Origin of the sequence: Acidovorax sp. LjRoot117 (genome assembly GCF_964252695.1) — a bacterium.
Classification (GTDB): domain Bacteria; phylum Pseudomonadota; class Gammaproteobacteria; order Burkholderiales; family Burkholderiaceae_C; genus Acidovorax.
This window is the reverse complement of sequence record NZ_CAXUPO020000005.1, coordinates 121,812-145,461: the sequence shown is the minus strand read 5'-3', so window position 1 is coordinate 145,461 and position 23,650 is coordinate 121,812. Positions and strand designations below refer to the sequence as shown.

Below are 23,650 nucleotides of genomic sequence, written 5' to 3'. Positions count from 1 at the left end.
TGGACAGGACCGCTGCGCTGAGTTTTGCCAGCCGCTGGAAGGGCGGAGGACTGGCGTCGTTGCGGAAGCTGGAGAGGCTCCCGGTCTGGCTGCCAACGCGTCTCAGACCGGGCCCGGCAACACCGGTTTGGCCGCGCTCTCCAGCACCCACAGCGCGGCGCGGGCCCGGGTGGTGGCCACGTACAGCATGTTGCGCTCGCGGTAGGCCTCTTGCTGGGGCGCCGGGCCGGGGAAGCGGCCGCGCTCCACAAAGGGCACGGCCACGAAGGTGAACTCGCGGCCCTTGCAGGCCTCCACGGTCAGCAGGCGCAGGCTCACGGGTTCGCCCTGCTCGTGCATGGCGATGCTGGCGGTGGCGATCAGCGTGAGGCGGCCCAGAAACTCCGCCACCGGGATCTGCCGCGCAAGCCGGCCCAGGCTTTCCAGGCTGGCCAGGCAGGCGCGCCGCTCGCGGTCCTGGATGGGCGCATCGGCAAAGATGCGCTGCACCAGCGGGTGCTGGCAGAACGCGCCCGCATCGGCCAGCACGGCCGCCTTGTCCGTGGGCTCCAGCGCCATGATGCGCGCGCAGGCATCGGTCAGCTCCGGCGCCGTGGGGGCCAACGCTCCATGCGCAATGAAGCGCCGCATGCGGGCGCTGCTGCTGTGCAGCGTGGCGGCCAGCTTCTGGCCTTCGTCGGCACCGGGCAGGCCTGCCCAGACCGCGGTGTCGAACTGGCCCTGCGCCAGCAGGTCGGTGTCCACCGCATCGGTGCGGGGCGCGCGGCGGCCGTAGTGCAGCAGCCCCTCGATGGCGGCGCCCACGATGCCGGGGGTGAGATGGCGCTCCCCTGCATCGGCATGGGGTTGGTCGCCCTCGCTGCCGTGCAGCGCCCACATCAGCGCCAGCGCCAGCGCCACCTCGCGCCGCAGGTAGAACGGGCTCAGGCCCTGGGTGCCGTAGTGCACGCCTTCGTGGCCGAACACCCATTCCAGCAGGATGCTGTCCTGCGGGTTGCGCAGCACGACATTCAGCGAGCTGTGCTGCGCGTTCTGGGCAGCCGTCTGGCCATTGCGCGCCACTGGGCCTTTCTGCTCCTGCAGCGCGCCCCAGCCGTTCACGATCTGCGCGTGCAGCTCCACCAGTTGCTGGGCGCAATGTTCGTCGCTGTCATAGGCCAGGTGCAGGAAGGCGTCGGAGCTGCCCGCCACCGGCGCGAACTCCACGCCGAACAAGGGGTTGAGCGCCGCGCAGATGTCGGCGCCGAAGCGGCGCGTGGTGTGGATGTTGAACACCTCGGTGCCCGCGGGCAGGCAGGCCAGGATGTGCTGCATGCCACCGCCGAACACCGAGAACGAGCCTTCGTGGATGTGCTGGTTGAAGTCCCCGGCGCCCACGAAGAAACCGTTGTCGCCCCGCACCAGCGCGCGCAGCACGGTGAGCGCGCCTTCGTCCAGATCGTGCAGCTCGTCGAACAGCACAGCGCTGTAGCGCCCCTGCAGCCCTTCGAAGGGCTGGTCCCAGTCCAGCTCGCCCAACTGGCGGCATAGCTCGAAGGTGCAGTCGCCCTCGGCGTAGAAGCGCGGTTCATGGTTCATGCCCACGCGCATGCGCTCGTACTGGCCGTACAGGCGGTACAGGGCGTGGTCGATGTCCCGGTCTTCACAAAACGCGCGCAGCGACAGCCCCGAGGCCTGCGCCTCCTGGTCCAGGAGCTTCTTCTTGGCCAGCGCCTCGAAGGCCAGGAACGCGTCGACGTCCACGCTGTGCGAGAACAGTTCGTCGTCCAGGCCATCGCTGCCCGCGCTGCGCTCGAGCTCCTGGCGCAGCGCCTGCTGGGCCTGCAGGATCAGAAAGCGACGGCGTACGGGGTCGTCCAGCATCTCCACCGGGTCGCCCTGCTCACGCAGCAGTTGCTCGCACAGCTGCTCCATGGTGAGGATCTCCAGGCTGCGCGGCACGGCGCCGTGCAGCTGCAGCATGCGGTCGCGGATGGCCGTGACGCCGGCCCGGGAGTACGCCAGCACCAGGATGCGCGCCGCGGCCTTCTGGTCCCCCAGCGTGGCCAGCAGGTTGCAGGCCTTCATGCACAGCGTGGTCGTCTTGCCCGTGCCCGCCAGCGCGCTGATGATGGACGCCGTGGCCTGGGAGTCCAGCACCCGCCGCTGCTCCGCGGTGGCCGTGATCCGGGTGTGGGCCCAGCTGCGTGTGGAAGACGAGGCGGAGGTGGAGGCAGAGGCGGGAGAGCGTGGAGCGGGCATGGAGTCGGTGGGCGGGGCGGGGTGCCATTGTCCCTTGACTGGCGGCGGGGCCCTGCGCCGCAAGCCCCTGCCGCGGTGCGGGCCCGCCACACAGGTCACCGGCAGCCCGCCGCCCGCATGTCCTCCGACGCCACCCGCACGCTGCGGCCCGGCTGGGTGATCGCGCAGCGCGACTGGTAGTAGAACGACAGCCGGTCGCGCACCGGCGTGCCGCCCACCAGGTAGGGCCGGTTGCCCTTCAGGACCGAATCCCCCGCAACCGCCTGGTCGTACAGCCCCTGGCTGATGTTGTGGCGGTCGGCCGAATCATCGAAGGTTGGGGCCGTGAGGCGGCGGAACGCATCGGCCGCCAGCGCCGGGTCGTGCGCGCCCTTCAGGTAGCGGTCGAACCAGGCCAGGGTGTAGTAGTTGATGACACTCTCGCCATAGCGGCTGGCCGGCCCGCCGAAGAGCGAGAAGTCCAGGTGCGTGCCCGCGCGCAGCACCACCAGCATGGTGTCCACTCCGGCGGCCTTCAGCTCCTGGTAGCCCGGGTCCTTGGGGTGGGGCTCGGCGCCGCGGCCCCGGCCGCCCTGGGTGTTGGCCTTGGCGGGCTCGGGCGGTTCGGTGGTGGGCACCACCTTGAAGTAGTAGTCCGCCGCCAGGCCCAGTGCTGGCGTGCGCAGGGGCAGGTCGGCCGGTGGGTCCATGCCGATCTTGTCGACCCAGCCGGTCTTGAGCGCCGTGAGGTTGTCCCAGGCCACGATGGCGCTGATGCGCTTGTCCGCCTGGCCGATCAGGCTGGCCGTGCTGCCGCCTTGCGAATGCCCGGCAATGCCCACCATGCGCACATCCAGCTGGTCCCAGTGCGGGAAGAATGGTGTGGCATCTCCCGCCAGCGGCGGCTTGGGCGTGGCAAACACCCAGTCCACCACGCTTTGCGCATCGGGCCCGTGCGTGCCCATGGGCGCCGTGGTTTCCAAAGCAATCGTCATGTACCCCGCCTCGGCCAGCACCTGCGCGGCCGAGCGGTGCAACCGCTTGGAGCTGTAGCCCCCGTGCACGATCACCACCGCAGGGTAGGGCGGCTCGTAGGTCTTGAGCCCGGCCCGCATGCCCGTGCACGTGCCCGCGGCGCAGGGCCGGTAGATCTCCACCGCAATCGGCTTGCCCGATGCGGATGGCGTGCTCGCTTTGGTGTACCGAAAGCGCCTGTCCGCATGGCTGGCCGGGTTGCGGTAGGCGTCGAGCGCGGGCGTCTTGCCGGGGGTGAACAGCGCGGCGGGCTGCTGCGCAAAGTCGTCGATGCGCTGGCGCGCGCAGGCCATGTTGCCGGCATCGCGCTGCTTCCACTCGGCCGAGCCGGGGGCGGGCGATTCGTGCTGCACCGGGCCCAGGCAGTCCAGCGGCGCGGGCTCTGCCGCATGGGCCGTGGCGCCCAGGCTGCCCAGGGCCAGCAGCGCTGCGGTGGCAAGGCAACTGCTGCGCATCACTTGGCACCCCCGGCGCTCGCGTTGCGCTGCAGGAAGGCCGCCAGCGGCCGGATCACGTTGTTCGTCGCGTCGTCATCGGCCGTCACGATGTCCACGTGTGAATAACCCTCGCTCATGTGCACTTCGAAGCCGCCCTCCACCCCGCCGTACTGGCGGTTGGCGACCAGCGTGGGCTGGCCGGCGGGCGTGCGCGCCATGCCGGCCTTGCAACTGGCTGCGGCGCAGGGCGCAATGGCCTCGGCAAAGCCGCGCCATATGCCGGCCACGGGCGTGAGGCCATTCGTGCCGCCGAAGGCGATGACGGGGATGTCGATCTTCCTGGCCTGCGTCTGGTTCACGATGTCGGCGCGGCCACGCCCGCCATGGGCCACGGGCAGCGACAGCGCGCTGGTGTCCAGCCCCAGGTTGGCGCCTCCGCTGCCCTCGGCATTGGCGAGCAGCAGGCCTGAGCTGGGGTAGTACCAGTCGCTGTAGGTGGTGTTGCCCAGGTACAGCGCGCGCGACAGGCGTTGGAGGTTGGTGGGCTCGACCTCCTTGCCCCAGGCGGGTGGGTTGGCCACCAGCGTGGCCGGCTGCGGGCCGAAGTCGCGGAACGCTGCGGGTGGCAGTGGGTCGGTATTGTCCAGCCAGGTGCGCAGGCCATCAGCGCGCGCCGGGCCCAGGTAGCCCATCGACACGGAATAGAACACCGTGCGCTGCAGGGTGTCATCGTCCATGAAGGTGCCGATGGCCGCGCCCGCCGTGACTGGGAACTCGCGCTTGGTGAAGTCCGCCACGCGGCTGTAGACGTTGTTGCCCGCCACGCCCCCCTGGTCTGCCTGCAGCAGGGCCTGCGTGCCGTTGATCGTGCCCTCGAAGGCCATCTGCATGCCCGCGATCTCGGTCGATGCGCTCACGCGCGGCGTGAGGCCGGGGCGCGAGACAAAGCCAGGCTCGGCCCCCGAGGCCACCGCTGCATACAGCCCGCCATCGGCCGCGCGCACCACTGCATCGAGCTGCGCCGCCGTGGGCGCGCTGGTTGCCAGCGCACCGCCCGGCCCCTCGAACAGCACCAGCCCCCGGAGCTTGGCGTAGCCCGGTTGCGCCGGCCCCGTGCCCGTGAGGTTGAAGTCCGTGGCCGCATAGCGCGCCACAAAGCCCGTGCCCGCCGAATGCCCGCCCAAGAAGACATTGCCATGGCGCGCCACCGTGTGCGCCTGCGTCACCACCGCGTCCAGGTCCAGCGAGTGCACCTGCGGCGTCCAGTCCGCGAGGAAGGGGATCTCGCGGCTTTCATGGAACACCGCGCGCCGCGCCAGTTGGGCCGGCAGCGGCAGCCCCAGCTCGGCGCCGTAGAGAAAATTCAGGCCCAGCGCCGCATCGCGCTCGCGCTCTGCTGTCTGCAGGCCTTCCATGTCCTGCAGCGCCACGGACCGGCGGTCCACGCCCCACACCTCCACCACCGCCTGGTGATCGGCCCACATGCGGCGCACCAGGTTCTCGGCCAGGATCAGGTAGCTGTGCGACGCGGCCAGGGTGCCCGGCATGGCCACCAGCACCGCATCCACCGGCTTGCCGGCATTGGCCGCCAGCCCGTAGCGCGTGTAGCGCACCCGGTTGAGGTCCGGCCCCGCCGCGCCGAACTGCGTGGCCAGTTTGCTGCCCGGTGCTACCGTGACGCCTGCCGTGCCCGGTGTGCGCGCCGCCTTGGCGCGGCTGGCCAGCTCGTGCGTGCTGATGGTGAAATCACCCGTGGTGGTGACACCGCCATTCACCAGCGCCTGACCGCCACCGCCGCAGGCGGTGAGGGCGGTGAGGGCGGTGAGGGCGGTGAGGGCGGTGGCCAGGGCCAAGCCCGGCAGGGTGCGGCGCGCGGGCATGCCGGGCCGGGCAGGGGTGGTGCTGTTGCATTGGTTCTTTGTCATCGTTGTTGTCTCCGTGGTGGTGGTTGAAACTGGCAAGGAAAAAATGGGCGCAGGCTGGCGCTGCAGGTGCGTTGCCCAGGCAACGCACACGCGTGGTTCATCACAGGGGGGTCAAAGCCGTTAAGAAAGCCTCTCTGGCCAGGCGCTTGTGCCGCAGACAGTGCTGCCCGTACTGCAGGGCAGAGCAACGGCGCCAGGGAGGCTTTGTTAGCCGCTCAACCCCGCCACCAGGTAGTCGAGGAATTCTTCTTGCTCGCGCGCCTCGTTGCCGGGCAGCGACAGGTCCATGGCACCAAAGGGCGAGCGCCGCATGTAGCTGCGGTACGAGATGCCGTAGTACACGGCGTTCATGGTCAGCAGCAGGCGGAACTGGATCGTCTCGGGCCCCACGGCGGGCATCAGCGTTTGCAGCCGCGCCAGCGTCAGCTCCAGCGTGCGGCGGTGCAGGGCGGCCGAGATCTCCTGCCCCTTTTCGCCATAGTCCCACCCCAGCCGCCCGATGAAGTTGACCGCATCGCGCCCCAGCGCGGGCGCGCTCAGCATGGCGATCACAGGGCCGAAGGCGGCCTCCACCACATCGCGCACGGTGTAGGGCTGCGCCTGGCTCTCCAGGGCCTGCAGCCGCGCACAGGCCCGAGGCTCCAGCCACTGCTGCAGATAGCTGGCAATGGCCGCCACCAGCTCATCGCGCCCACCAAAGTGGTAGTGCAGCGCCGAAGGGTTCTGCGCCCCCGCCGCGATCACGATGCGCCGCAGCGACACCGCATTCATCCCCTCGCGCGCCATGAGCTGCAGGGCCTCTTCGATCAGGCGGGTGCGGGTGGCTTGCGGGTCGGTGGCGGATGGGGCTGGCAGATGGGTAACAGCCGAGACAAGGACAGAGTTCATGGGGTGGATAATGCATTTGAATTAATTCACATGCATTAGGGCTTGCCCTCAATGGAGTGCCAGCACACCCCCGTTCACCCGGTACGCTTCACCATGGGCCACCTGAACCACAACGACCACGACCAAGACGACGCCTGGTTCGAGCGTGAACGCCTGCACCGCGCCGCCGCCGAAGGCAACCACGACGAAATGCGCCGCCTGCTGGCCGCGGACGGCCATGCGCTGCACACCTTCGACGACCTGGGCCGCACCCCGCTGCACTACGCGGTGGAGGGCGACCACTACCGCGCGGCAGAGTGGCTGATCCAGCAGGGCGCGGTCGTCAATGCCAACGACGAGCCCACGATTGGCGAGACCCCGCTGTGCCTGGCGGTGCGGCGCGGATACCCCGAGATGGTGGAACTGCTGCTCGCCCATGGTGCCGACCCCGACATCACGGGTTGGATGGGTCACACCGCCCGCATGCGTGCAGAGCGCCGCCAGGACGAAGACGGCAAGGCGATTGCAGCCCTGCTCCTGCGCTACCGGCCCCGCTGATCCCACACTGCACCAGCACGGCAATGCCGTCGCATCGCGGCGCACAATGGCGCATTTCTTGCGCTGCCGGGTGGCCTGCTTTGTTGATTGCTTGCTTGCAAGTAGCCATCCATGTGCGTGCCAAACCCGGCGCGGCAACGTTCTCTCTTCTTGCCAAGGTGTCTTCGATGCGCTCCATCTCCCTTTTCTCCCTACCCTCCCGCCCCTCTTTCCAACCCACGCGCTGGCTGCTGCCGGTGCTGGCCGCCACCACCCTGGCAGGCTGCGCAAGCGCGCCCCCTTCGTCTGCCACCACCGGCGCCCATGCGGGGAGCGCCCCCATCCGCGTGAAGGTCTTCGTCGCCGCCATGTTCGAGATCGGCAAGAACACCGGCGACCGCGCGGGCGAGTTCCAGCACTGGTACGAGCGGTATTGGAAAGACGCCACCCCCATCACCGTGCCCGGCGCCCTCGGCCCCGTGTACTGCAACACCGACGGTGTCTGCGGTGCCGTGCTGGGCATGGGCAAGGTCAACTCGTCATCGTCCATGCAGGCCATCCTGCTGAACCCGAAGTTCGACTTCGCGCAGTCGTACTACGTGATCTCCGGCGTGGCCGGCACACCGCCGCAGCGCGGCACCATCGCCGATGTGAGCTGGGGCACCTGGCTGGTGGACTACGACCTGGGCCACCGCTGGGCGCCTGAAGAGAACACCCCCGGCGCCCCCACCTTCATGCCGCGCAAGGGCTACGAGGAATACCGCCGCTTTCAGCTGAACCCGCTGCTGGTGGACTGGGCCATGAACCTCACGGTGGACATGCCCCTCAAGGACTCGGACAGCGCCCGCACCTACCGCCTGCGCTACCCCGACGCAGCGGCCCGCCGCAGCCCCGCCGTGACCAGCGGCACCCACATGACGGGCGACACGTTCTTCCACGGCCCCGGCATGTCCAAGCAAGCCCAGTACATCGCCAAGCTCTATGGGGCGGATGACTATGTGATCACCGAGATGGAGGCCGCCGCCATTGCCCTGGTGGTCAAGCGCACCCACGGCACCGACCGGATCATGAGCCTGCGCGGGGCGGTCAATTTTGACCAGGGCAACCCGAACGAGACCACGCTGCAGCACCTGGACCCTGCGCCGGGGGAGACGGCAGGGGGCTTTGCCGAGACGGTGGAGAACGTCGCGCTGGTGGGCACGCGGGTGGTGGACCACATCGTGCGGAATTGGGGGCAGTGGCAGGGTGGGGTGCCGGCGCGGTAAGGCCCGTGCCGTATGTTCTCAACCAGCTTGGAGGGCTGGCTATGACTGCGCGGCCTCCCTTGCTCAATGTTCCGGCGCGGCGACAGAACGGACTGGGAAACTGTAGACGTCTTGTTCAGCTCACCTGCTGCTTCTCCAGCTTGCGCGCCAGCGTGCGGCGGTGCATGCCCAACCGCCGCGCGGTCTCCGAGATATTGAACCCCGTCTCGGCCAGCACTTCGTGGATGCGCTCCCACTCCAGCGTCTTGAGCGAGCTGGAGCGGTTGGTCACGTCCACCTCGGTGTCGCCCGCCTTCAAGCCGAAGGCGGCCTCGATGTCGTCGGTGTTCGAGGGCTTGGCCAAGTAGTGGCAGGCGCCCAGCTTCACGGCCTCCACGGCGGTGGCGATGCTGGCAAAGCCGGTGAGCACGACGATGAGCATGCCTGCGCTGGCGGCGTGCAGCTTCTGCACGCAGGCCAGGCCTGAGGCGTCGCCCTTGAGCTTCAGGTCCACCACGGCGTAGCCCGGCGTGTGCTGGGTCAGCACGGCCTCGACCTCGGGCAGGCTCGCGGCCTGCAGCACGCGGTAGCCGCGCCGCTCGAAGGAGCGGGCCAGCGTGCGCGCAAAGGCCTCGTCGTCTTCCACAATCAGCAGCAGGGGCTTGTCGGCGGCCTGGGCGTTGGCGCCAGGTGGGGCGGCGGGGGCGCTGGGGGGGGGGCGGGGGCTGCTGGTGTCCATGGCGGTGGTCCGGGTGGTCCTTCCTCTCTTTTCTTTGTTTCTTTGTTTCTTTGTGGTGTCTGTCTGCGTCTCTGCGGTCTTGTCTGGGCGGGCTCTGGAGGCGTTGGCTGGTGCAGCCGTCATTGTCCTCCCGCGCCGCAGTGGCTGCTGGCCGCAGGCGTATTTGCCGCTCAGGCGGGGCGGTGCGCCTTGGGCAGCGCGATGGCTGCCAGGGGCAGGCGGATGCTCACCTGCGCGCCGCCCGCAGCCGTGCGGTTGCGGGCCGCTACGCTGCCGCCGAGCGTGCGGGCCACGTTCATCACCAGGTACAGGCCGAGGCCACTGCCCGGCCGCTGCTTGGTGGACTGGTAGGGCTCGCCCAGGTGGTCGAGCATGCCGGGTGCAAAGCCGGGGCCTGCGTCGTTGACGGTGATGCACAGCGCGGGCGCTTCCGCTGCGTCGTCGCGGGTGATGAGCAGTTCCACCCACTGGGGCGAGGCGTCCCGTGCATTGTCCAGCACATTGAAAACCATCTGCTTCAACGTGGTGTCCGACACCATGGGCGTGTCGTCGCCGAAGTCGTTGCGGTACGAGAACGCGGGGATGGAGCGCGTGGTGCGCCATTCTTCGGCCAGCGCGTCCACGAACTTGCACACCGTGGTCTGCTCCGAATGCTCGCCGCGCGCCTCGCCGGCCGACAGCAGGATGCCGCTGACGATGCCCTTGCAGCGCTGCACCTGGGTGCGCATCTCGTCGATGTCTTCGCGCAGCACCGGGTCGGCCATGAGTTCTGCGTCGTGCTGCCAGTCGCCCAGGATCACGGCCAGCGTGGACAGGGGCGTGCCCAGCTCGTGCGCGGCGCCGGAGGCCAGCAGGCCCATGCGCACGATGTGTTCCTCTTCCACCCGCCGGCGGCGCGCGGCGGCCAGGCGGGCGTCGCGCTCGCGCAGGTTCAGGTTGATGCGGGTGATGAACACCACGACCAGTGTGGCGTTGAGCACGAAGCACACCAGCAGCCCGATGACGTACAGGCTGGACAGGCCCTGGTGCAGGTCCTGCGGCAGCTCCAGCGGCAGGTGGTAGGTGGCCAGCGCGCCAAAGCACACGGCCGTGATCGCCACCATGGTCCAGATGTAGGCGCCGCGCAGCAGGATGGCGCCTAGCGCGATCTGCAGCAGGTACAAGAAGACGAACGGGTTGCTGGTGCCGCCGCTCAGGTACAGCTGGGTGGTGAGCACGGCCACGTCCACCAGCAGCGCGAGGAACACCTCCACATTGCGCACCTGCACGCCCATGCGCAGCCGCAGCAGGCTGACCACGTTGAACACGGCCAGGCAGGCCACCACCAGCAGCATCGGCACCAGCGGAATGCTCAGCCGCAGGCTGTGGTGCGCCACCTCGATGGTGAAGATCTGGCCGATGACGGCCATCCAGCGCAGCTGGATGAGCTGCTGCAGGTTCTTGATGCCGGCGGCGGCATCGGCAGCGCGCGGGCTGCTGCGCAGGAGTCCACCGCCTTTCGCGATGCGTTGCAGGGGCATGGTGGGCGGAGTCTACCGGCCTGTGCCGCCCGGGCCTGCGTGGGCGGCGTCGCCACCGTTCAGGCCTGCACGGCGCTCGTAGCGCACCACCAGCCAGGCTGCGCCCACGACCATCAGGGCCAGGCCGTACCAGGTGATGGCGTAGACCAGGTGGCTGTTCGGAAAGCGGATGGTGGTCATGCCTGCGCGGGGCCATGGGGTGCTGGCCGTTGCCGCGGCGCCTGCCACCTCGACGGCCTCGGCGGTCAGCGCTCGCGTGCCGGCGGTGGGCAGGCCGGCATCGATGAAAAAGGGTGCCGCGTGGTTCAGTTGCAGGGCCTGCGCGATGGCCGCCACATCGCGGGAGAACCAGCGTTGCTGTGCCGGGTCGTTGGTGCGCAGGAAGCCGCCCTTGGGCTCGGTCATGCGGATCAGGCCCTGCACGGTGACGGGGGAGGGCGGTGCAAGAGGGGTTGTGGTCGGCGCCGCGGGGGCAGGCGGGGCCCACTCGGCGCGCTGCTTTTGCGGTATGAAGCCGCGGTTCACCAGCACCGCGGTGCCGTCGTCCTGCTGCAGGGCGCTGACGACCCAGAAGCCCGACCCCAGGGCCGTCACGGCCTGGGTGAACACGGTCTTGCCAGGAAGCCATTGGCCGCGGACGGTGACCGGAAGGTACTCATGGCGCGCAGCGTCGATGCCGGGCCATTCGCTTGCCGAGGGCAGGGGCACCGGTGCGGCATGGACCCGCTGGTCCACACGCTCGATGAGATCGAGCTTCCACACCCGCCGCTGTACCTGCCACGTCCCCAGGGACACAAAGCCGACGAACAGCGCGATGCCGACCACCAGCAGCACTGCCCGGCGCAGCGCGCGGTGGGCGGCAGGGCGTGCGGTGGCGGGCGGCGCGGCGGTCGTCAAGGCGTGTTGTGCCCGGTCGCCTCGTGCTTGGGCGGCGTGGGCGTGGGGTGGTCGGGCATCATGTTGCTGTTCATGTGGAACATGACCCACAAGGTGCCGCTGATCGCGATGGCGACGAACACCACGGTGAAGATGGTGGACAGCAGCGTCCAGCCGCCTTCGACCTTGCCGTTCATGTGCAGGAAGTACACCATGTGCACCAGGATCTGCACCACCGCGAAGGCGCCCAGCACCAGCACGGCGGTGTTCCGGTCGGCGATCACCTTGGCCATGACCAGCCAGAAGGGGATGGCGGTGAGGATGACCGACAGCAAGAAGCCGATCGCGTATTCGCGCAGGCTGCTGTGGGGGCCCACATCGCCATGGTGGTCGTCATGGCCGTGGCCATGATCGCCGTGCGCAGGGTGTGCAGTTGCTTGTGCGTGTGTGTGTTGTGCGCTCATTTACAGCACTCCCATCAGGTACACAAAGGTGAAGACGCCGATCCAGACCACGTCCAGGAAGTGCCAGAACATCGACAGGCACATCAGGCGGCGGCGGTTTGCGTGGATCAGGCCGTGCTTGCCGATCTGCACCATCAGCACCACCAGCCAGATCAGGCCGAAGGTGACGTGCAGGCCGTGCGTGCCCACCAGCGTGAAGAAGGCCGACAGGAAGGCGCTGCGCTGGGGCGTGGCGCCCTGGTGGATCAGGTGGTGGAACTCGTACAGCTCCAGGCCCAGAAAGCACAGACCGAACAAGCCGGTCACGGCCAGCCACACCAGCGTGCCTTTGACGTCGCCCACCTGCTTGCGCAGCATGGCAAAGCCGAAGGTGATGGACGACAGCAGCAGGAAGGCCGTGTTGATGGCCACTAGCGTCAGGTCGAACAACTGCGCGCCCGTGGGGCCCGCCGCGTAGCTGCGGCCCAGCACGCCGTAGGTGGCGAACAGGGCGGCGAAGATGAGGCAGTCGCTCATCAGGTAGAGCCAGAAGCCCAGGGCCGTGCCGTTTTCGGGATGCGGCTCGTGCGCGGGGTGGTACTGGCGCAGCGGGAGCGCTGCGGTCGCGGCGCCTGCTGCGCCGGGGGTGGTACGGATATCAGACATGGCTGGCGCGCAGTTGTTGGGTGCGAAGGTTTTCCGTCTCCGTCACTTGAGAGGCGGGGATGTAGAAGTCGCGCTTGTAGTTGAACGTGTGGATGATGGCGACCAGGATCACGGCGGCAAACGACGCACCGGCCAGCAGCCACATGTGCCAGATCAGCGCAAAGCCCAGCACCAGCGACAGTGCCGATATCACCGCACCCGAGCTGGTGTTGGCTGGCATGTGGATGGGCGCGTAGCCGCTCAAAGGACGCTGGTAGCCGTGCTTCTTCATGTCCCACCACGCATCGATTTCATGCACCACAGGCGTGAAGGCGAAGTTGTAGTTGGGCGGGGGCGAGGACGTGGCCCACTCCAGCGTGCGGGCATCCCAGGGGTCGCCGGTCACGTCGCGCAGCTCTTCGCGCTTGAGGTAGCTGACCACGATCTGGATCAGGAAGCAGGCGATGCCGGCGGCGATCATCGCAGCGCCGAAGGCGGCCACCACGAAGTAGGGCTGCAGGGATGCGTCCTCGAAGTGGTTGGCACGGCGCGTGACGCCCATCAGGCCCAGCACGTACAGCGGGCCGAAGGCCACCCAGAAGCCCACCACCCACAGCCAGAAGGAGCGCAGGCCCCAGGTGCGGTCGAGCTTGTAGCCGAAGGCCTTGGGGTACCAGTAGTTGATGCCGGCGAACAGGCCGAACAGCACGCCGCCGATGATCACGTTGTGGAAGTGGGCGATGAGGAACAGGCTGTTGTGCAGCACGAAGTCGGCCGGTGGCACGGCCAGCAGCACGCCGGTCATGCCGCCGATGGCGAACGTCACCATGAAGGCCACGGTCCACATCATGGGCAGCTCGAAGCGGATGCGGCCCTTGTACATGGTGAACAGCCAGTTGAAGATCTTCGCGCCCGTCGGGATCGAGATGATCATCGTCGTGATGCCGAAGAAGGTGTTCACGCTGGCGCCCGAGCCCATCGTGAAGAAGTGGTGCAGCCACACCAGGTACGACAGGATGGTGATCACGACCGTGGCGTACACCATGGAGGTGTAGCCGAACAGGCGCTTCTTGCAGAACGTGGCCACCACTTCGGAGAAGATGCCGAAGCAGGGCAGGATCAGGATGTAGACCTCGGGGTGGCCCCAGATCCAGATCAGGTTCACGTAGAGCATGGGGTTGCCGCCCAGGTCGTTCGTGAAGAAGTTGGTGCCCGCATAGCGGTCGAGCGACATCAGCACCAGGGCTGCCGTCAGCACGGGGAACGACGCCACGATCAGCGCGTTGGTGCACAGGGCCGTCCAGGTGAAGACGGGCATGCGCATCAGGTTCATGCCGGGGGCGCGCATCTTGATGATGGTGACGATCAAGTTGATGCCCGACAGCGTCGTGCCCACCCCCGCGATCTGCAGCGCCCAGATGTAGTAGTCCAGCCCCACCCCCGGGTTCTGCGCCCCCAGGTTGGACAGCGCCAGCCAGCCGGCGGTGGAGAACTCGCCCAGGAACAGCGACACCATGACCAGCACGGCACCGGCCGTGGTCATCCAGAAGCTGAAGTTGTTCAGGAACGGGAACGACACGTCGCGCGCGCCGATCTGCAGCGGCACTAGGTAGTTCATCAGGCCCGTGACCAGCGGCATCGCCACGAAGAAGATCATGATCACGCCGTGGGCCGTGAAGATCTGGTCGTAGTGGTGCGGTGGCAGGTAGCCCAGGTTGTCGCCGAAGGCCATGGCCTGCTGCAGGCGCATCATCACGGCGTCGGCAAAGCCGCGCAGCAGCATCACAAGGCCCAGGATCATGTACATGATGCCGATGCGCTTGTGGTCGATGCTGCAGATCCAGTCGCGCCAGAGCGGGCCCCAGAGCCGGAATTTGGTGATGCCGGCCATCACGGCCAGGCCGCCCAGCATGGTGGCGATGAAGGTCCACAGCACGATGGGCTCGTGCGCCATGGGCACGGAGTCCCAGGTGATTCGGCCCAGGGCCCAGTGCGGTTCGGTTACAACGGGTGAGGTGGACATGTTCGTCGGTCTCTTATGCGCGGATCATTGGCGGGAGAGGGTGCGGTCGTAGACCGCGGCGTGGCGCGCTTCGAGGGCGGCCACCACCTGGGCGGCGTTGCCCACGGTGCAGACTTCCTGGGGCAGGTTCAGGCCCTGGGCCTTCATGAAGGCCTCGCCACCGCGCTCGTCGATGGACATCATGTGGTGCATGCACATCTTGCCGTCCTCGACGCAGCGGTTCAGCACCTTGTCGTACAGGCCGTCTTCCACGCTGGCGAAGCGCTGCACGGGGTCGCGCTCGCTGGGCTTGACCAGGTCCAGGTAGGTCTGGCGCGTGAGCGGCTTGCCTTCGGACTTGTTCTTGGCAACCCACTGGTCGAAGTCGCCCTGGCTCAGGCCATGGAACTTGAACGTCATGCCCGAGAAGCCCGAACCGCTGTAGTGCGAGGACATGCCCTTGTACACGCCGGGCTGGTTGATCACGGCGTTCAGCTCGGTCTGCATGCCGGGCATCGCGTAGATCATGCCCGCCAGATCAGGCACGTAGAACGCGTTCATCGTGGACGTGGCGGTGAGCTTGAAGAGGATGGGGCGGTCCACCGGCGCTGCCAGTTCGTTCACCGTGGCAATGCCCAGTTCAGGGTAGAAGAACAGCCACTTCCAGTCCATGGCCACCACCTGCACCTCCAGCGGCGTCGATTGCGCATCAAGCGGCTTGGACGACGAGATGCGGTCCAGCGGACGGTAGGGGTCGAGCTTGTGCGTGCCGATCCAGGTCAGCGCACCCAGGGCGATGATGATGATCAGCGGCACCGTCCAGATGACCAGCTCCAGCGTGGTGGAATGGTGCCAGTCGGGGTCGTAGTCGTCTTCGGTGTTGGCGGCATTGTTGTGCCGGTACTTCCAGGCGAACCACAGGGTCAGCGCAATGACCGGCACGATGATGATCAGCATCAGCAGCGTGGCCTGGATGACCATGTGGCCTTGCTGCGCGGCAATGTCACCGGCAGGGTTGAGGACGACCGCCTTGCTGCAGCCGGCCAGGCTGCCCACGGCAGCCAGCGCGGCGAGCCAGACAGGCACGCGGGTCAGAGGGATTTTGGGCATGGGATGAGCGCAATCGGGGCGTTTGTTTAAGGGTAAACGCGGATAACGGAGTGCCGTCGAATGTAATAGCTCTAGCTTTTTTGTACATTGGACATTTTGTCCAAGGTCAAAAAATTTTGCCCCAAACTGGTGCAAAAGCACATGGTTACGGCTTTGTCCTGCATCCGTCATAGTGAAACCGCACTTGTCGGCAGCCGAACTTGGGTGTAGAACAAGGCTGTCTTATTCACACAACGAAGGAGCCCTGTTCATGAGCAGCCCCGCCACTGCCACTTTCCCTGCGGCCGGCTTTGAAGAAAGCGCCGCCTCTCTCTCGCGGGCTGATACGCATGAGGACGTCACCCCCAGCGAAATCGCTGTGGGCGTGATCATCGGACGCTCGTCCGAGTATTTCGACTTCTTCGTTTTCGGGATCGCCTGCGTTCTCGTCTTCCCGTCGTTCCTGTTCCCATTCCTGTCGCGCCTGGACGGCACCCTGATGGCGTTTGCGCTGCTGGCGGTGGCCTTCGTGGTCCGCCCGATCGGCACCGCCATCTCGATGGCCATCCAGCGTCGCTGGGGGCGTGGCACCAAGCTGACCATTGCGCTCTTCCTGCTGGGTGTGTGCACGGTCGGCATGGCCTTCTTGCCGGGTTACAAGGATGCCGGCGTGGTGGCCATCGTCGCTCTGCTGATCCTGCGCATCGGCCAGGGCTTGGCGCTGGGCGGTTCGTGGGACGGCCTGCCGTCGCTGCTGGCGATGTCGGCCCCCAAGGACCGCCGCGGCTGGTACGCCATGATCGGCCAACTGGGCGCACCGCTCGGGTTCGTGCTGGCGGCCGGCCTGTTCACTTACCTGTACAGCAACCTCTCGGTGCAGGAATTCCTGGCCTGGGGCTGGCGCTATCCGTTCTTCGTGGCGTTTGCCATCAACGTGGTGGCGCTGTTCGCCCGCCTGCGCCTGGTGGTGGGCCAGTCTTACGCCGAGCTGCTGCAAGAGCGTGAATTGCAGCCCGTGCCCGTGAGCCGCGTGATGCGCGACGAGGGCAGCAACGTGCTGCTGGGTGCGTTTGCGGCGCTGGCCAGCTTTGCGCTGTTCCACTTGGTCACCGTGTTTCCCCTGTCGTGGATCACGCTGTACTCGGACCAGCCGGTGACGCAGATCCTGGGTGTGCAGATCGTCGGGGCCTTCCTGGCCGCTGGCGCCATCATGGTGTCGGGCTGGCTGTCGGACCACCTGGGCCGCCGCAAGCTGCTGGGCGGCATGGCGGTGCTGATCGGTGTGTTCAGCTTCATGGCGCCCGTGCTGCTCAACTCGGGCGAAGTGGGCAGCACCATGTTCCTGCTGCTGGGCTTTGTGCTGCTGGGCCTGTCGTACGGCCAGGCTTCGGGCACGGTCACGGCCAACTTCTCGCCGCAGTACCGCTACACGGGCGCTGCGCTGTCGGCCGACCTGGCCTGGATCATCGGCGCCGCGTTCGCGCCTCTGGTTGCCTTGTACCTGTCGTCGCAGTTCGGGCTGTTGGCCCTGACGGTGTACCTGCTCTCGGGTGTGGCCTGCACGCTGGGGGCGCTGAACCTGAACCGCCGGATGGAGCGGCGGGATCGGTAGGCGACCTGTGGGCAGGTGGTGCGCGACCTGCGCTCAGCCCACCTGATGCACAACAAAAACCCGGTGGCTGCCTGCGCAGCCACCGGGTTTTTTGCTTGACATGGGGCGCTATGGGTTTGCGTGGTCCTGAGATCCATGGCGCCGCCGCAGTCGGTACGCTGGCACGGGTGGCACGGGTGGCACGCAGAGGACAAGCGGTAGTCCGATGAAGCCGCGGGCTTGATTGGACCCTTGCTCTCAGTTCCAGGCGTCAGTCCTGGGGCCGGAAACCGATCGTGAGGGACGAGGGCACCCGACCGTCCACATCGCGCGGCAGCGTCTCGGTCTTGTCCAGGGCGCGCAGCACCGCGTCGTCCCAGGCCTTGTTGCCGCTCGATTGCACCAGCCGCTTGCCCACGATGGTGCCGTCGGGCGACAGGCGCACTTCCACCTCGGCACGCGGGTTGCCCGATATGGCATCGGGGTACACGATGTTGGGCTTGACCTTGGCCGCGACCTTGCCGCCGTAGCTGCCCGACGGGCCTGCGCTGCGCTGTGCGGTACCGGTGGCGGTTTCACCGCCGGTAGCGCCCGCCATGCCTTGTATGCGGCGCAGGTTGTCTTCGCGCAATTTGGCCAGTTGCTTGTCTTCCGCCTCGGCCTTTCGCTTGGCCGCTTCGTCCGCCTTGCGCTTGTCCTCGGCCAGCTTCTTTTGCTTGTCCTGCTCGGCCTTCTTCTGCTCGGCCAACTGCTTCTCGCGCTGTTCCTTTTCCTTCTCGCGTTCTTTTTCTTTCTGCAGGCGGTCCTTCTTCTCCTGCTCCAGGCGGTCCTTGCGTTCTTCTTCCTTGCGCTCGCGTTCGCGCTTGTCGCGCTCCTGCTGCTGTTCGCGGGCCTTCTTCTCCTGCTCCAGGCGTTTCTTCTCGCGTTCGATGGCGATGTCGGCCTCGCGCGTGTCGGGCGGCTCTACCGCCCGCGGTGGCGGCGGGGCGGGGGGTGGCGGCGGGGCTGGCGGGCGGACTTCAGGCGGTGCAGGGGGCGGCGGTGGGGGCTCCACGGCGCGGGGCGCAGCCTGCACGGGCACGTTAGCCCAGATTTCGGCTTCCACCGCCGGCTGGTCTGCGGTGTTCTTCCAGTTCACGCCCCAGGTGAGGGCGCCAATCAGCGCCGCATGCACGAGCACCGCCAGCGTGATGGCGCGCAGCCGCGCGGGCGGGCGCGGCGGGGCAAACTGGTCGCGGTCGTTGTGGGCTTGCATGGGCGTAGGTGAGAGCGTCTGGAGCGGGTTCGGTTCAACCGCCCTGCTTGACGGACAGGCCCACGCGTTGCACGCCGGCCTTCTGCAGAGCGTCCATCGCTTTCACCACGTTTTCGTACTGCACGCCCTTGTCGGCGCTGATGACCACCGCGCTGGCGCTGTCGGTGCCCTGGGCCTTTTGCCAGCGGCTGGCGGCGTCGCCGATTTCGCGCTGGCTCAGGCTGCGCGTGGCCTCGGGGGTCTTGAACTGGAGCGATCCGTCCTTGTTCACGATCACCTGGGCCACCACCTTGGGCATGTTCTTGCCCTTGCCGACGCTGGGCACGTCGACCACACCGGGCGTGAGCATGGGCGCCGTCACCATGAAGATGATGAGCAGCACCAGCATCACGTCGATGAAGGGCACCATGTTGATCTCGTTGATGGTGCGGCGGCCTCGGCCGCGGGATGCCATGGCGGGCATGGTGTCAGTGCCCCGAGGCCGTGTGGCCGGTGGTGGGCGCTGGCTGGGCGCCCAGGTTGCGCTGCAGGATGTTGGAGAACTCTTCGATGAAGGTTTCCTGGTGCGTGGCCACGCGGTCGATGTCGCGGGCGAAGCGGTTGTAGGCGATCACGGCGGGGATGGCGGCGAACAGGCCGATGGCGGTGGCCACCAGGGCTTCGGCGATGCCGGGTGCCACCGTGGCCAGCGTCACCTGCTCCATGCCGGCAAAGCCGGTGAACGCATGCATGATGCCCCACACCGTGCCGAACAGGCCGACATACGGCGACACGGAGCCGACCGATGCCAGGAAGGAGAGGCTCGATTCGACCACGTCCATCTCGCGCTGGAAGCTCGCGCGCATGGCGCGGCGTGCGCCGTCGAGCAGGGTGCCGGGGTCCACGATGCGGCGCTCGCGCAGCTTTTGGTATTCGCGCATGCCGCTGGCAAAGATGCGTTCCATGGGGCCGGCCTGCTTGGCGTTCTGGGCCGCGCTGGCGTACAGGTCGTTGAGGCTGGTGCCCGACCAGAACTCGCGCTCGAAGTCGTCGTTGAGCGTCTTCACGCGCTTCAAGGAAAACAGCTTGCGGAAGATGGCCGCCCAGCTGGCCACCGACACGCCCAGCAGCAGCAGCATGACGAGTTGCACCACCCAGCTGGCGTGGAGCACCAGGGAGATGATGGACATGTTTTGGGAGTTCATGGTGTGAGTTGTTCCAGAAGGGTGCTCGGTATTCTTGCAGGGCGCAGGGTGGCAGCATCCACCCATCCGATGCGGATGGTGCCTTCGGTCAGCAAGGTGGTGCTCGGGTCGGTCATCTGCTCTGGTTTCAGGAGCGCGCGCTGCACTATTGTCAACGATGCCCGGCCTGCGGCCTGTAGGCCGGCGGTAACAATGAGTTCATCGTCCAGCCGTGCGGGGCGGTGGTAGCGCAGCTGCGCATCGGTTACGACAAACATGCCGCCGGTTTGTTCCCGAAGAAGCTGCTGGCCCACGCCCAGCGAGCGCAGCCACTCGGTGCGGGCGCGCTCGAAGAACTTGAGGTAGTTGGCATAGAACACGATGCCGCCTGCATCGGTGTCTTCCCAATAGATGCGGATCGGAAATTCAAACGCCATCGTGGGTCCGCTCGCTGTCTGTCATCGTTCAGCCGAGAAGCTTGCGCAGCCGCTCCACCGACTCCTCGAGCTGCGCCATGGAGTTGGCGGTCGAGAAGCGGATGAAGCGCTCGGGCTCTGCCGTGCCGAAGTCGCGCCCCGGCGTCACCGCGATGTGGGCGCGGCGCATGACCTCGAAGGCGAAGTCCCAGCTGCAGTTCTTGCCCGAGGCGACGCCCAGGCGCTGCGCGGCCTCGGTGCAGTCGGCCCAGGCGTAGAACGCGCCGTCGGGCATCACCGGCACGGCCAGGCCCAGTGACTGCAGTGCCGGGATGAAGAAGTCGCGCCGGGCCTTGAACTCGGCGCGGCGGCGTTCGTACTCGGCAATGCTTTCGGCCTCGAAGCACGCCAGCGCCGCATGCTGCGCCACCGTGCTCGCGCAGATGAACAAGTTTTGCGCCAGGCGTTCGACCACCGGCACCATCGCGTCGGGCACCACCATCCAGCCCAGGCGCCAGCCGGTCATGTTGAAGTACTTGCTGAAGCTGTTGATGCTGATGATGCTGTCGTCGATGGCCAGGGCCGTGTGGCCGAATTCTTCCTCGTACGACAGGCCCAGGTAGATCTCGTCGATGAGCGTGATGCCATCGTTCGCACGCACCACCTCATGGATGCGCCGCAGCTCGCCGGGCGCAATCGACGTGCCCGTGGGGTTCGACGGCGAGGCCAGCAGCACGCCGCGGGTCTTGTCGGTCCAGGCGGCGCGCACCTTGTCCGCGCTCAGCTGGTAGCGCTCTGCGGCCGTGGTGGGCAGCAGCACGGCCTTGCCCTCGGCCGCGCTCACGAAGTGGCGGTTGCAGGGGTAGCTCGGGTCGGGCATGAGGATCTCGTCGCCCGACTCGATGAGCGCCAGGCACGCCAGCTGCAGCGCGGCCGATGCACCCGCCGTGACCACGATGCGGCGTGCGGGGACCTGAACACCGAATCGGCTCTGGTACCAGCCGCTGATGCGCTCGCGCAGCGCGTCCAGGCCCAGGGCGTTGGTGTACTGCGTGGCGCCGCTGTGCACGGCGCGGGCGGCGGCCTCTTGCACCAGCGGCGGTGCGGTGAAGTCGGGCTCGCCGATGTTCAAGAAGATCATGGGCTCGCGCGTGCCCGCCACCTCGCGTGCCAGGGCCTGTGCGGCCTTGGCGACTTCCATCACATAGAACGGTTCGATGCGCTCGGCGCGCGTGGAAAACTTCATGGAAACCTCATGGCAAAAGGTCCGTGGTGCCCGTCGGTCCTGGGCAGCGGCGATGCTCTGCCGCCAAAAGAAAGAGCGCCAGGGTGGCGTCCGCCGACAGCGTGCAATGCAGGTGCCGGCAGTGGTGCGCGATGAAGGCCGGGCGCTCAGGCCGCGGGCGTTTCGTCGTCGGTGTGGTTGCCGGTGTCGTCGTCGGCGGCGATGCTGCTGCCTTTGCCTGCAGCCTTGTCGGCGGCCACTTCGACGGCGCGCAGCTTGGGCGCCAGGCCGTTGAGCACCGCGTTCACGTATTTGTGGCCGTCGGTGCCGCCAAACTCCTTGGCGAGTTCGATGCATTCATTGAGCACCACGCGCCACGGCACGTCCAGGCAGTGCTGGAACTCGTACACCCCGATCCACATCACGGCATGCTCGATGGGCGATATCTCGGCCATCTTGCGGTCCAGCAGCGGGGTGATCAGCGCATCCATGTCGGCCGCGGTGGCGATGGAGCCGTGCAGCAGCGCGTCGTAGTGCACCGAGTCGGCCTTGTGAAAACCCGCCAGGTCGCGCGTGAAGGCGTCGATGGCATGGGCGTCGTTGCCGCCCACCAGGTGCTGGTACAGCGCCTGCAGGGCGAATTCGCGGGCGCGGCTGCGGTTGGACTTGGAGGCCGCCTTGCGCGCGCCCGTGGTCTTGAGGCCGGTGCGCACCTGCTTGGGCGGGCGGCTGCTGGAGGGGGTGTTGCTTTCGCTCATGACAGTTCGTCCAGCAGGTTGGCCATCTCCACCGCGACGCGGGCCGCGTCCACGCCCTTGTCGGTCTGGCGGGCGATGGCTTGTTCCATGTTCTCGGTGGTGATGATGGCGTTGGCGATCGGGATCTGGTAGTCGAGCGTCAGGCGCGTGACGCCCGCGCCGGACTCGTTGGCCACCAGCTCGAAGTGGTAGGTCTCGCCGCGGATGATGCAGCCCAGTGCGATCAGCGCGTCGTACTCGTCGGCCTCGGCCATGGCCTGCAGGGCCACGGGCACTTCGAGGGCGCCGGGCACCAGCACGTGCTTGATGTTCTTTTCCTGCACGCCCAGCGCCAGCAGCTCGGCGCGGCATGCGGCGGCCAGGGCGTTGGTGATGCCTTCATTGAAGCGGGCCTGCACGATGCCGATGTGCAGTTTCTTGCCATCGAGCTTGTCCGCCGTTCCTTTTTCTGCGCCAAACATAGTGATCCTGTACTTTTACTCTTTGGGGATGAAACCGGTGATCTCGAGGCCGTAGCCTGCCATGCTGGGCATGCGGCGCGGCTGGCCCATGAGGGCCATGCGGTGCACGCCGCACTCGCGCAGAATTTGTGCACCCACGCCGTAGGTGCGCAGGTCCATGCGGCCGCGCTCGGGGGCTTGCGCCGCGCGGGCCGTGCCTTCGAACTGGGCGAGCAGCTGGTCGGCCGTCTCGCCGCAGTTGAGCAGCACCGCCACGCCCTTGCCCTGCTCGGACAGGTACTGCAGGCTGGTGTCCAGGCTCCACGAATGCATGGAGCGGTTGACCTCCAGCGCGTCCAGCACCGACAGCGGCTCGTGCACGCGCACGGGCACCACGTCGTCGGCGCCCCACTGGCCCTTGACCAGGGCCAGGTGCAGCTCCTTGCTGGGCTTGTCGCGGAAGGCGTGGGCGGTGAAGGCGCCGAAGGCGGTCTGCAGCACGCGCGTGCCCACCTTTTCGACAAGCGATTCGTTGCGGCTGCGGTATTCGATGAGGTCGGCGATGGTGCCGATCTTGAGGCCGTGTTCGGCGGCAAAGATCTGCAGGTCCGGCAGGCGCGCCATGGTGCCGTCGTCCTTCATGATCTCGCAGATCACTGACGCGGGGCTGCAGCCGGCCATCACCGCCAGGTCGCAGCCGGCTTCGGTGTGGCCTGCGCGCATGAGCACGCCCCCTTCGACGGCCTGCAGCGGGAAGATGTGGCCGGGCTGCACCAGGTCGGCGGCCACGGCGTTGGGCGCCACGGCGGCCTGCACGGTGCGCGCCCGGTCGGCGGCGGAGATGCCGGTGGTCACGCCTTCGGCGGCTTCGATCGACACGGTGAAGGCCGTGCCCATCTTGGTGCCGTTGCTCGCCACCATGGGCGGCAGGCGCAGGCGCTCGCAGCGCTCGCGGCTCAGGGTCAGGCAGATCAGGCCGCGGCCGAAGCGGGCCATGAAGTTGATGGCCTCGGGGGTCACGTGGTCGGCGGCCAGGACGAGGTCGCCTTCGTTTTCACGGTCTTCTTCATCCACCAGGATGACGATGCGCCCGGCGCGCATCTCGGCCACGATGTCCTCGACGGGCGAGATCGGCACGGGGGTCAGGGGGGAGGTCATGGAAGGCTGGCTTTCGGTGGGCAGCGCGGGTGGCGGGCACCGCACGCTGATCCGGCCACGGCCCG

Annotated in this window: 22 protein-coding genes; 3 read left to right on the top strand and 19 right to left on the bottom strand. The window is 67.5% G+C overall.

Annotation, left to right across the window (positions count from 1 at the left end; all coding sequences use genetic code 11):
* Window positions 1-102: 102 nt before the first annotated feature.
* The 4 genes from ACSQ3D_RS15825 to ACSQ3D_RS15810 form a co-directional block, all read right to left on the bottom strand.
* Window positions 103-2,241: a UvrD-helicase domain-containing protein gene (locus tag ACSQ3D_RS15825; RefSeq protein WP_436127549.1), complete on the bottom strand. Its 2,139-nt coding sequence runs from the start codon at window positions 2,239-2,241 to the stop codon at window positions 103-105.
* 95 nt (window positions 2,242-2,336) lie between these two features.
* Window positions 2,337-3,710: an alpha/beta hydrolase family protein gene (locus tag ACSQ3D_RS15820; protein WP_436127548.1), complete on the bottom strand. Its 1,374-nt coding sequence runs from the start codon at window positions 3,708-3,710 to the stop codon at window positions 2,337-2,339.
* The gene (locus ACSQ3D_RS15815) at window positions 3,710-5,617 is read right to left on the bottom strand and encodes a hypothetical protein (RefSeq protein WP_436127547.1); all 1,908 of its coding nucleotides are present in this window, start codon (window positions 5,615-5,617) and stop codon (window positions 3,710-3,712) included. The genes ACSQ3D_RS15820 and ACSQ3D_RS15815 overlap by 1 nt, the downstream gene beginning before the upstream one ends.
* Window positions 5,618-5,824: 207 nt before the next feature.
* Window positions 5,825-6,505 carry a TetR family transcriptional regulator gene (locus tag ACSQ3D_RS15810; RefSeq protein ID WP_436127546.1) on the bottom strand — a complete coding sequence of 227 codons (681 nt, stop codon included), beginning with the start codon at window positions 6,503-6,505 and terminating at the stop codon, window positions 5,825-5,827.
* Window positions 6,506-6,598: 93 nt separating this feature from the next.
* On the opposite strand from ACSQ3D_RS15810, the gene ACSQ3D_RS15805 reads away from it, so the two are divergent.
* Together ACSQ3D_RS15805 and ACSQ3D_RS15800 are read left to right on the top strand one after the other, a co-directional pair.
* A complete protein-coding gene (locus tag ACSQ3D_RS15805; RefSeq protein WP_436127545.1) occupies window positions 6,599-7,042 on the top strand; it encodes an ankyrin repeat domain-containing protein in 444 nt (147 codons plus the stop codon).
* A 167-nt stretch (window positions 7,043-7,209) separates the two neighbouring features.
* Window positions 7,210-8,286, top strand: a complete 1,077-nt coding sequence (locus ACSQ3D_RS15800) for a purine-nucleoside phosphorylase (RefSeq protein WP_436127544.1) — start codon at window positions 7,210-7,212, stop codon at window positions 8,284-8,286.
* A 115-nt stretch (window positions 8,287-8,401) separates the two neighbouring features.
* On the opposite strand, the gene ACSQ3D_RS15795 is transcribed toward ACSQ3D_RS15800, so the two are convergent.
* The 7 genes from ACSQ3D_RS15795 to cyoA all read right to left on the bottom strand — a co-directional run bounded on the left by ACSQ3D_RS15795 (window position 8,402) and on the right by cyoA (window position 15,600).
* On the bottom strand, window positions 8,402-9,004 hold the full coding sequence (locus tag ACSQ3D_RS15795; RefSeq protein ID WP_436127543.1) for a response regulator transcription factor: 603 nt from the start codon (window positions 9,002-9,004) through the stop codon (window positions 8,402-8,404).
* Window positions 9,005-9,174: 170 nt separating this feature from the next.
* On the bottom strand, window positions 9,175-10,524 hold the full coding sequence (locus ACSQ3D_RS15790) for an ATP-binding protein (protein WP_436127542.1): 1,350 nt from the start codon (window positions 10,522-10,524) through the stop codon (window positions 9,175-9,177).
* Between the two features lie 12 nt (window positions 10,525-10,536).
* Window positions 10,537-11,421, bottom strand: a complete 885-nt coding sequence (locus tag ACSQ3D_RS15785; RefSeq protein ID WP_436127541.1) for an SURF1 family protein — start codon at window positions 11,419-11,421, stop codon at window positions 10,537-10,539.
* Window positions 11,418-11,864 carry a cytochrome o ubiquinol oxidase subunit IV gene (gene cyoD, locus ACSQ3D_RS15780; RefSeq protein WP_436127540.1) on the bottom strand — a complete coding sequence of 149 codons (447 nt, stop codon included), beginning with the start codon at window positions 11,862-11,864 and terminating at the stop codon, window positions 11,418-11,420. The genes ACSQ3D_RS15785 and cyoD overlap by 4 nt, the downstream gene beginning before the upstream one ends.
* Window positions 11,865-12,509, bottom strand: coding sequence for a cytochrome o ubiquinol oxidase subunit III (gene cyoC / locus ACSQ3D_RS15775; RefSeq protein ID WP_436127539.1), 645 nt, complete (start codon window positions 12,507-12,509; stop codon window positions 11,865-11,867).
* The gene (gene cyoB / locus ACSQ3D_RS15770; RefSeq protein ID WP_436127538.1) at window positions 12,502-14,511 is read right to left on the bottom strand and encodes a cytochrome o ubiquinol oxidase subunit I; all 2,010 of its coding nucleotides are present in this window, start codon (window positions 14,509-14,511) and stop codon (window positions 12,502-12,504) included. The genes cyoC and cyoB overlap by 8 nt, the downstream gene beginning before the upstream one ends.
* A 24-nt stretch (window positions 14,512-14,535) precedes the next feature.
* Complete coding sequence (gene cyoA / locus ACSQ3D_RS15765) at window positions 14,536-15,600, bottom strand: ubiquinol oxidase subunit II (RefSeq protein ID WP_436127537.1); 1,065 nt, start codon at window positions 15,598-15,600, stop codon at window positions 14,536-14,538.
* Between the two features lie 250 nt (window positions 15,601-15,850).
* Here cyoA and ACSQ3D_RS15760 point away from each other — a divergent pair, with 250 nt between their 5' ends.
* Complete coding sequence (locus ACSQ3D_RS15760; protein WP_056418988.1) at window positions 15,851-17,191, top strand: MFS transporter; 1,341 nt, start codon at window positions 15,851-15,853, stop codon at window positions 17,189-17,191.
* Window positions 17,192-17,441: 250 nt separating this feature from the next.
* Here the strand turns inward: ACSQ3D_RS15760 and tolA are convergent, their stop codons facing one another.
* The 8 genes from tolA to ribBA all read right to left on the bottom strand — a co-directional run bounded on the left by tolA (window position 17,442) and on the right by ribBA (window position 23,585).
* Window positions 17,442-18,425, bottom strand: coding sequence for a cell envelope integrity protein TolA (tolA, locus tag ACSQ3D_RS15755; protein WP_056418985.1), 984 nt, complete (start codon window positions 18,423-18,425; stop codon window positions 17,442-17,444).
* Between the two features lie 34 nt (window positions 18,426-18,459).
* Window positions 18,460-18,888, bottom strand: a complete 429-nt coding sequence (locus tag ACSQ3D_RS15750; protein ID WP_056418982.1) for an ExbD/TolR family protein — start codon at window positions 18,886-18,888, stop codon at window positions 18,460-18,462.
* Between the two features lie 4 nt (window positions 18,889-18,892).
* On the bottom strand, window positions 18,893-19,609 hold the full coding sequence (tolQ, locus tag ACSQ3D_RS15745; protein ID WP_056170148.1) for a protein TolQ: 717 nt from the start codon (window positions 19,607-19,609) through the stop codon (window positions 18,893-18,895).
* Entirely contained in the window at window positions 19,606-20,025 is a 420-nt protein-coding gene (gene ybgC, locus ACSQ3D_RS15740) for a tol-pal system-associated acyl-CoA thioesterase (RefSeq protein ID WP_056170144.1), read from the bottom strand. The genes tolQ and ybgC overlap by 4 nt, the downstream gene beginning before the upstream one ends.
* A gap of 28 nt (window positions 20,026-20,053) precedes the next feature.
* Entirely contained in the window at window positions 20,054-21,250 is a 1,197-nt protein-coding gene (locus tag ACSQ3D_RS15735; RefSeq protein ID WP_056418969.1) for a pyridoxal phosphate-dependent aminotransferase, read from the bottom strand.
* A gap of 146 nt (window positions 21,251-21,396) precedes the next feature.
* Window positions 21,397-21,987, bottom strand: a complete 591-nt coding sequence (nusB, locus tag ACSQ3D_RS15730; RefSeq protein ID WP_436127536.1) for a transcription antitermination factor NusB — start codon at window positions 21,985-21,987, stop codon at window positions 21,397-21,399.
* Window positions 21,984-22,448 carry a 6,7-dimethyl-8-ribityllumazine synthase gene (gene ribH, locus ACSQ3D_RS15725; protein ID WP_056170136.1) on the bottom strand — a complete coding sequence of 155 codons (465 nt, stop codon included), beginning with the start codon at window positions 22,446-22,448 and terminating at the stop codon, window positions 21,984-21,986. Before ribH ends, nusB begins: the two co-directional genes overlap by 4 nt.
* A 15-nt stretch (window positions 22,449-22,463) precedes the next feature.
* Window positions 22,464-23,585, bottom strand: a complete 1,122-nt coding sequence (ribBA, locus tag ACSQ3D_RS15720) for a bifunctional 3,4-dihydroxy-2-butanone-4-phosphate synthase/GTP cyclohydrolase II (protein WP_056418965.1) — start codon at window positions 23,583-23,585, stop codon at window positions 22,464-22,466.
* Window positions 23,586-23,650: the final 65 nt, after the last annotated feature.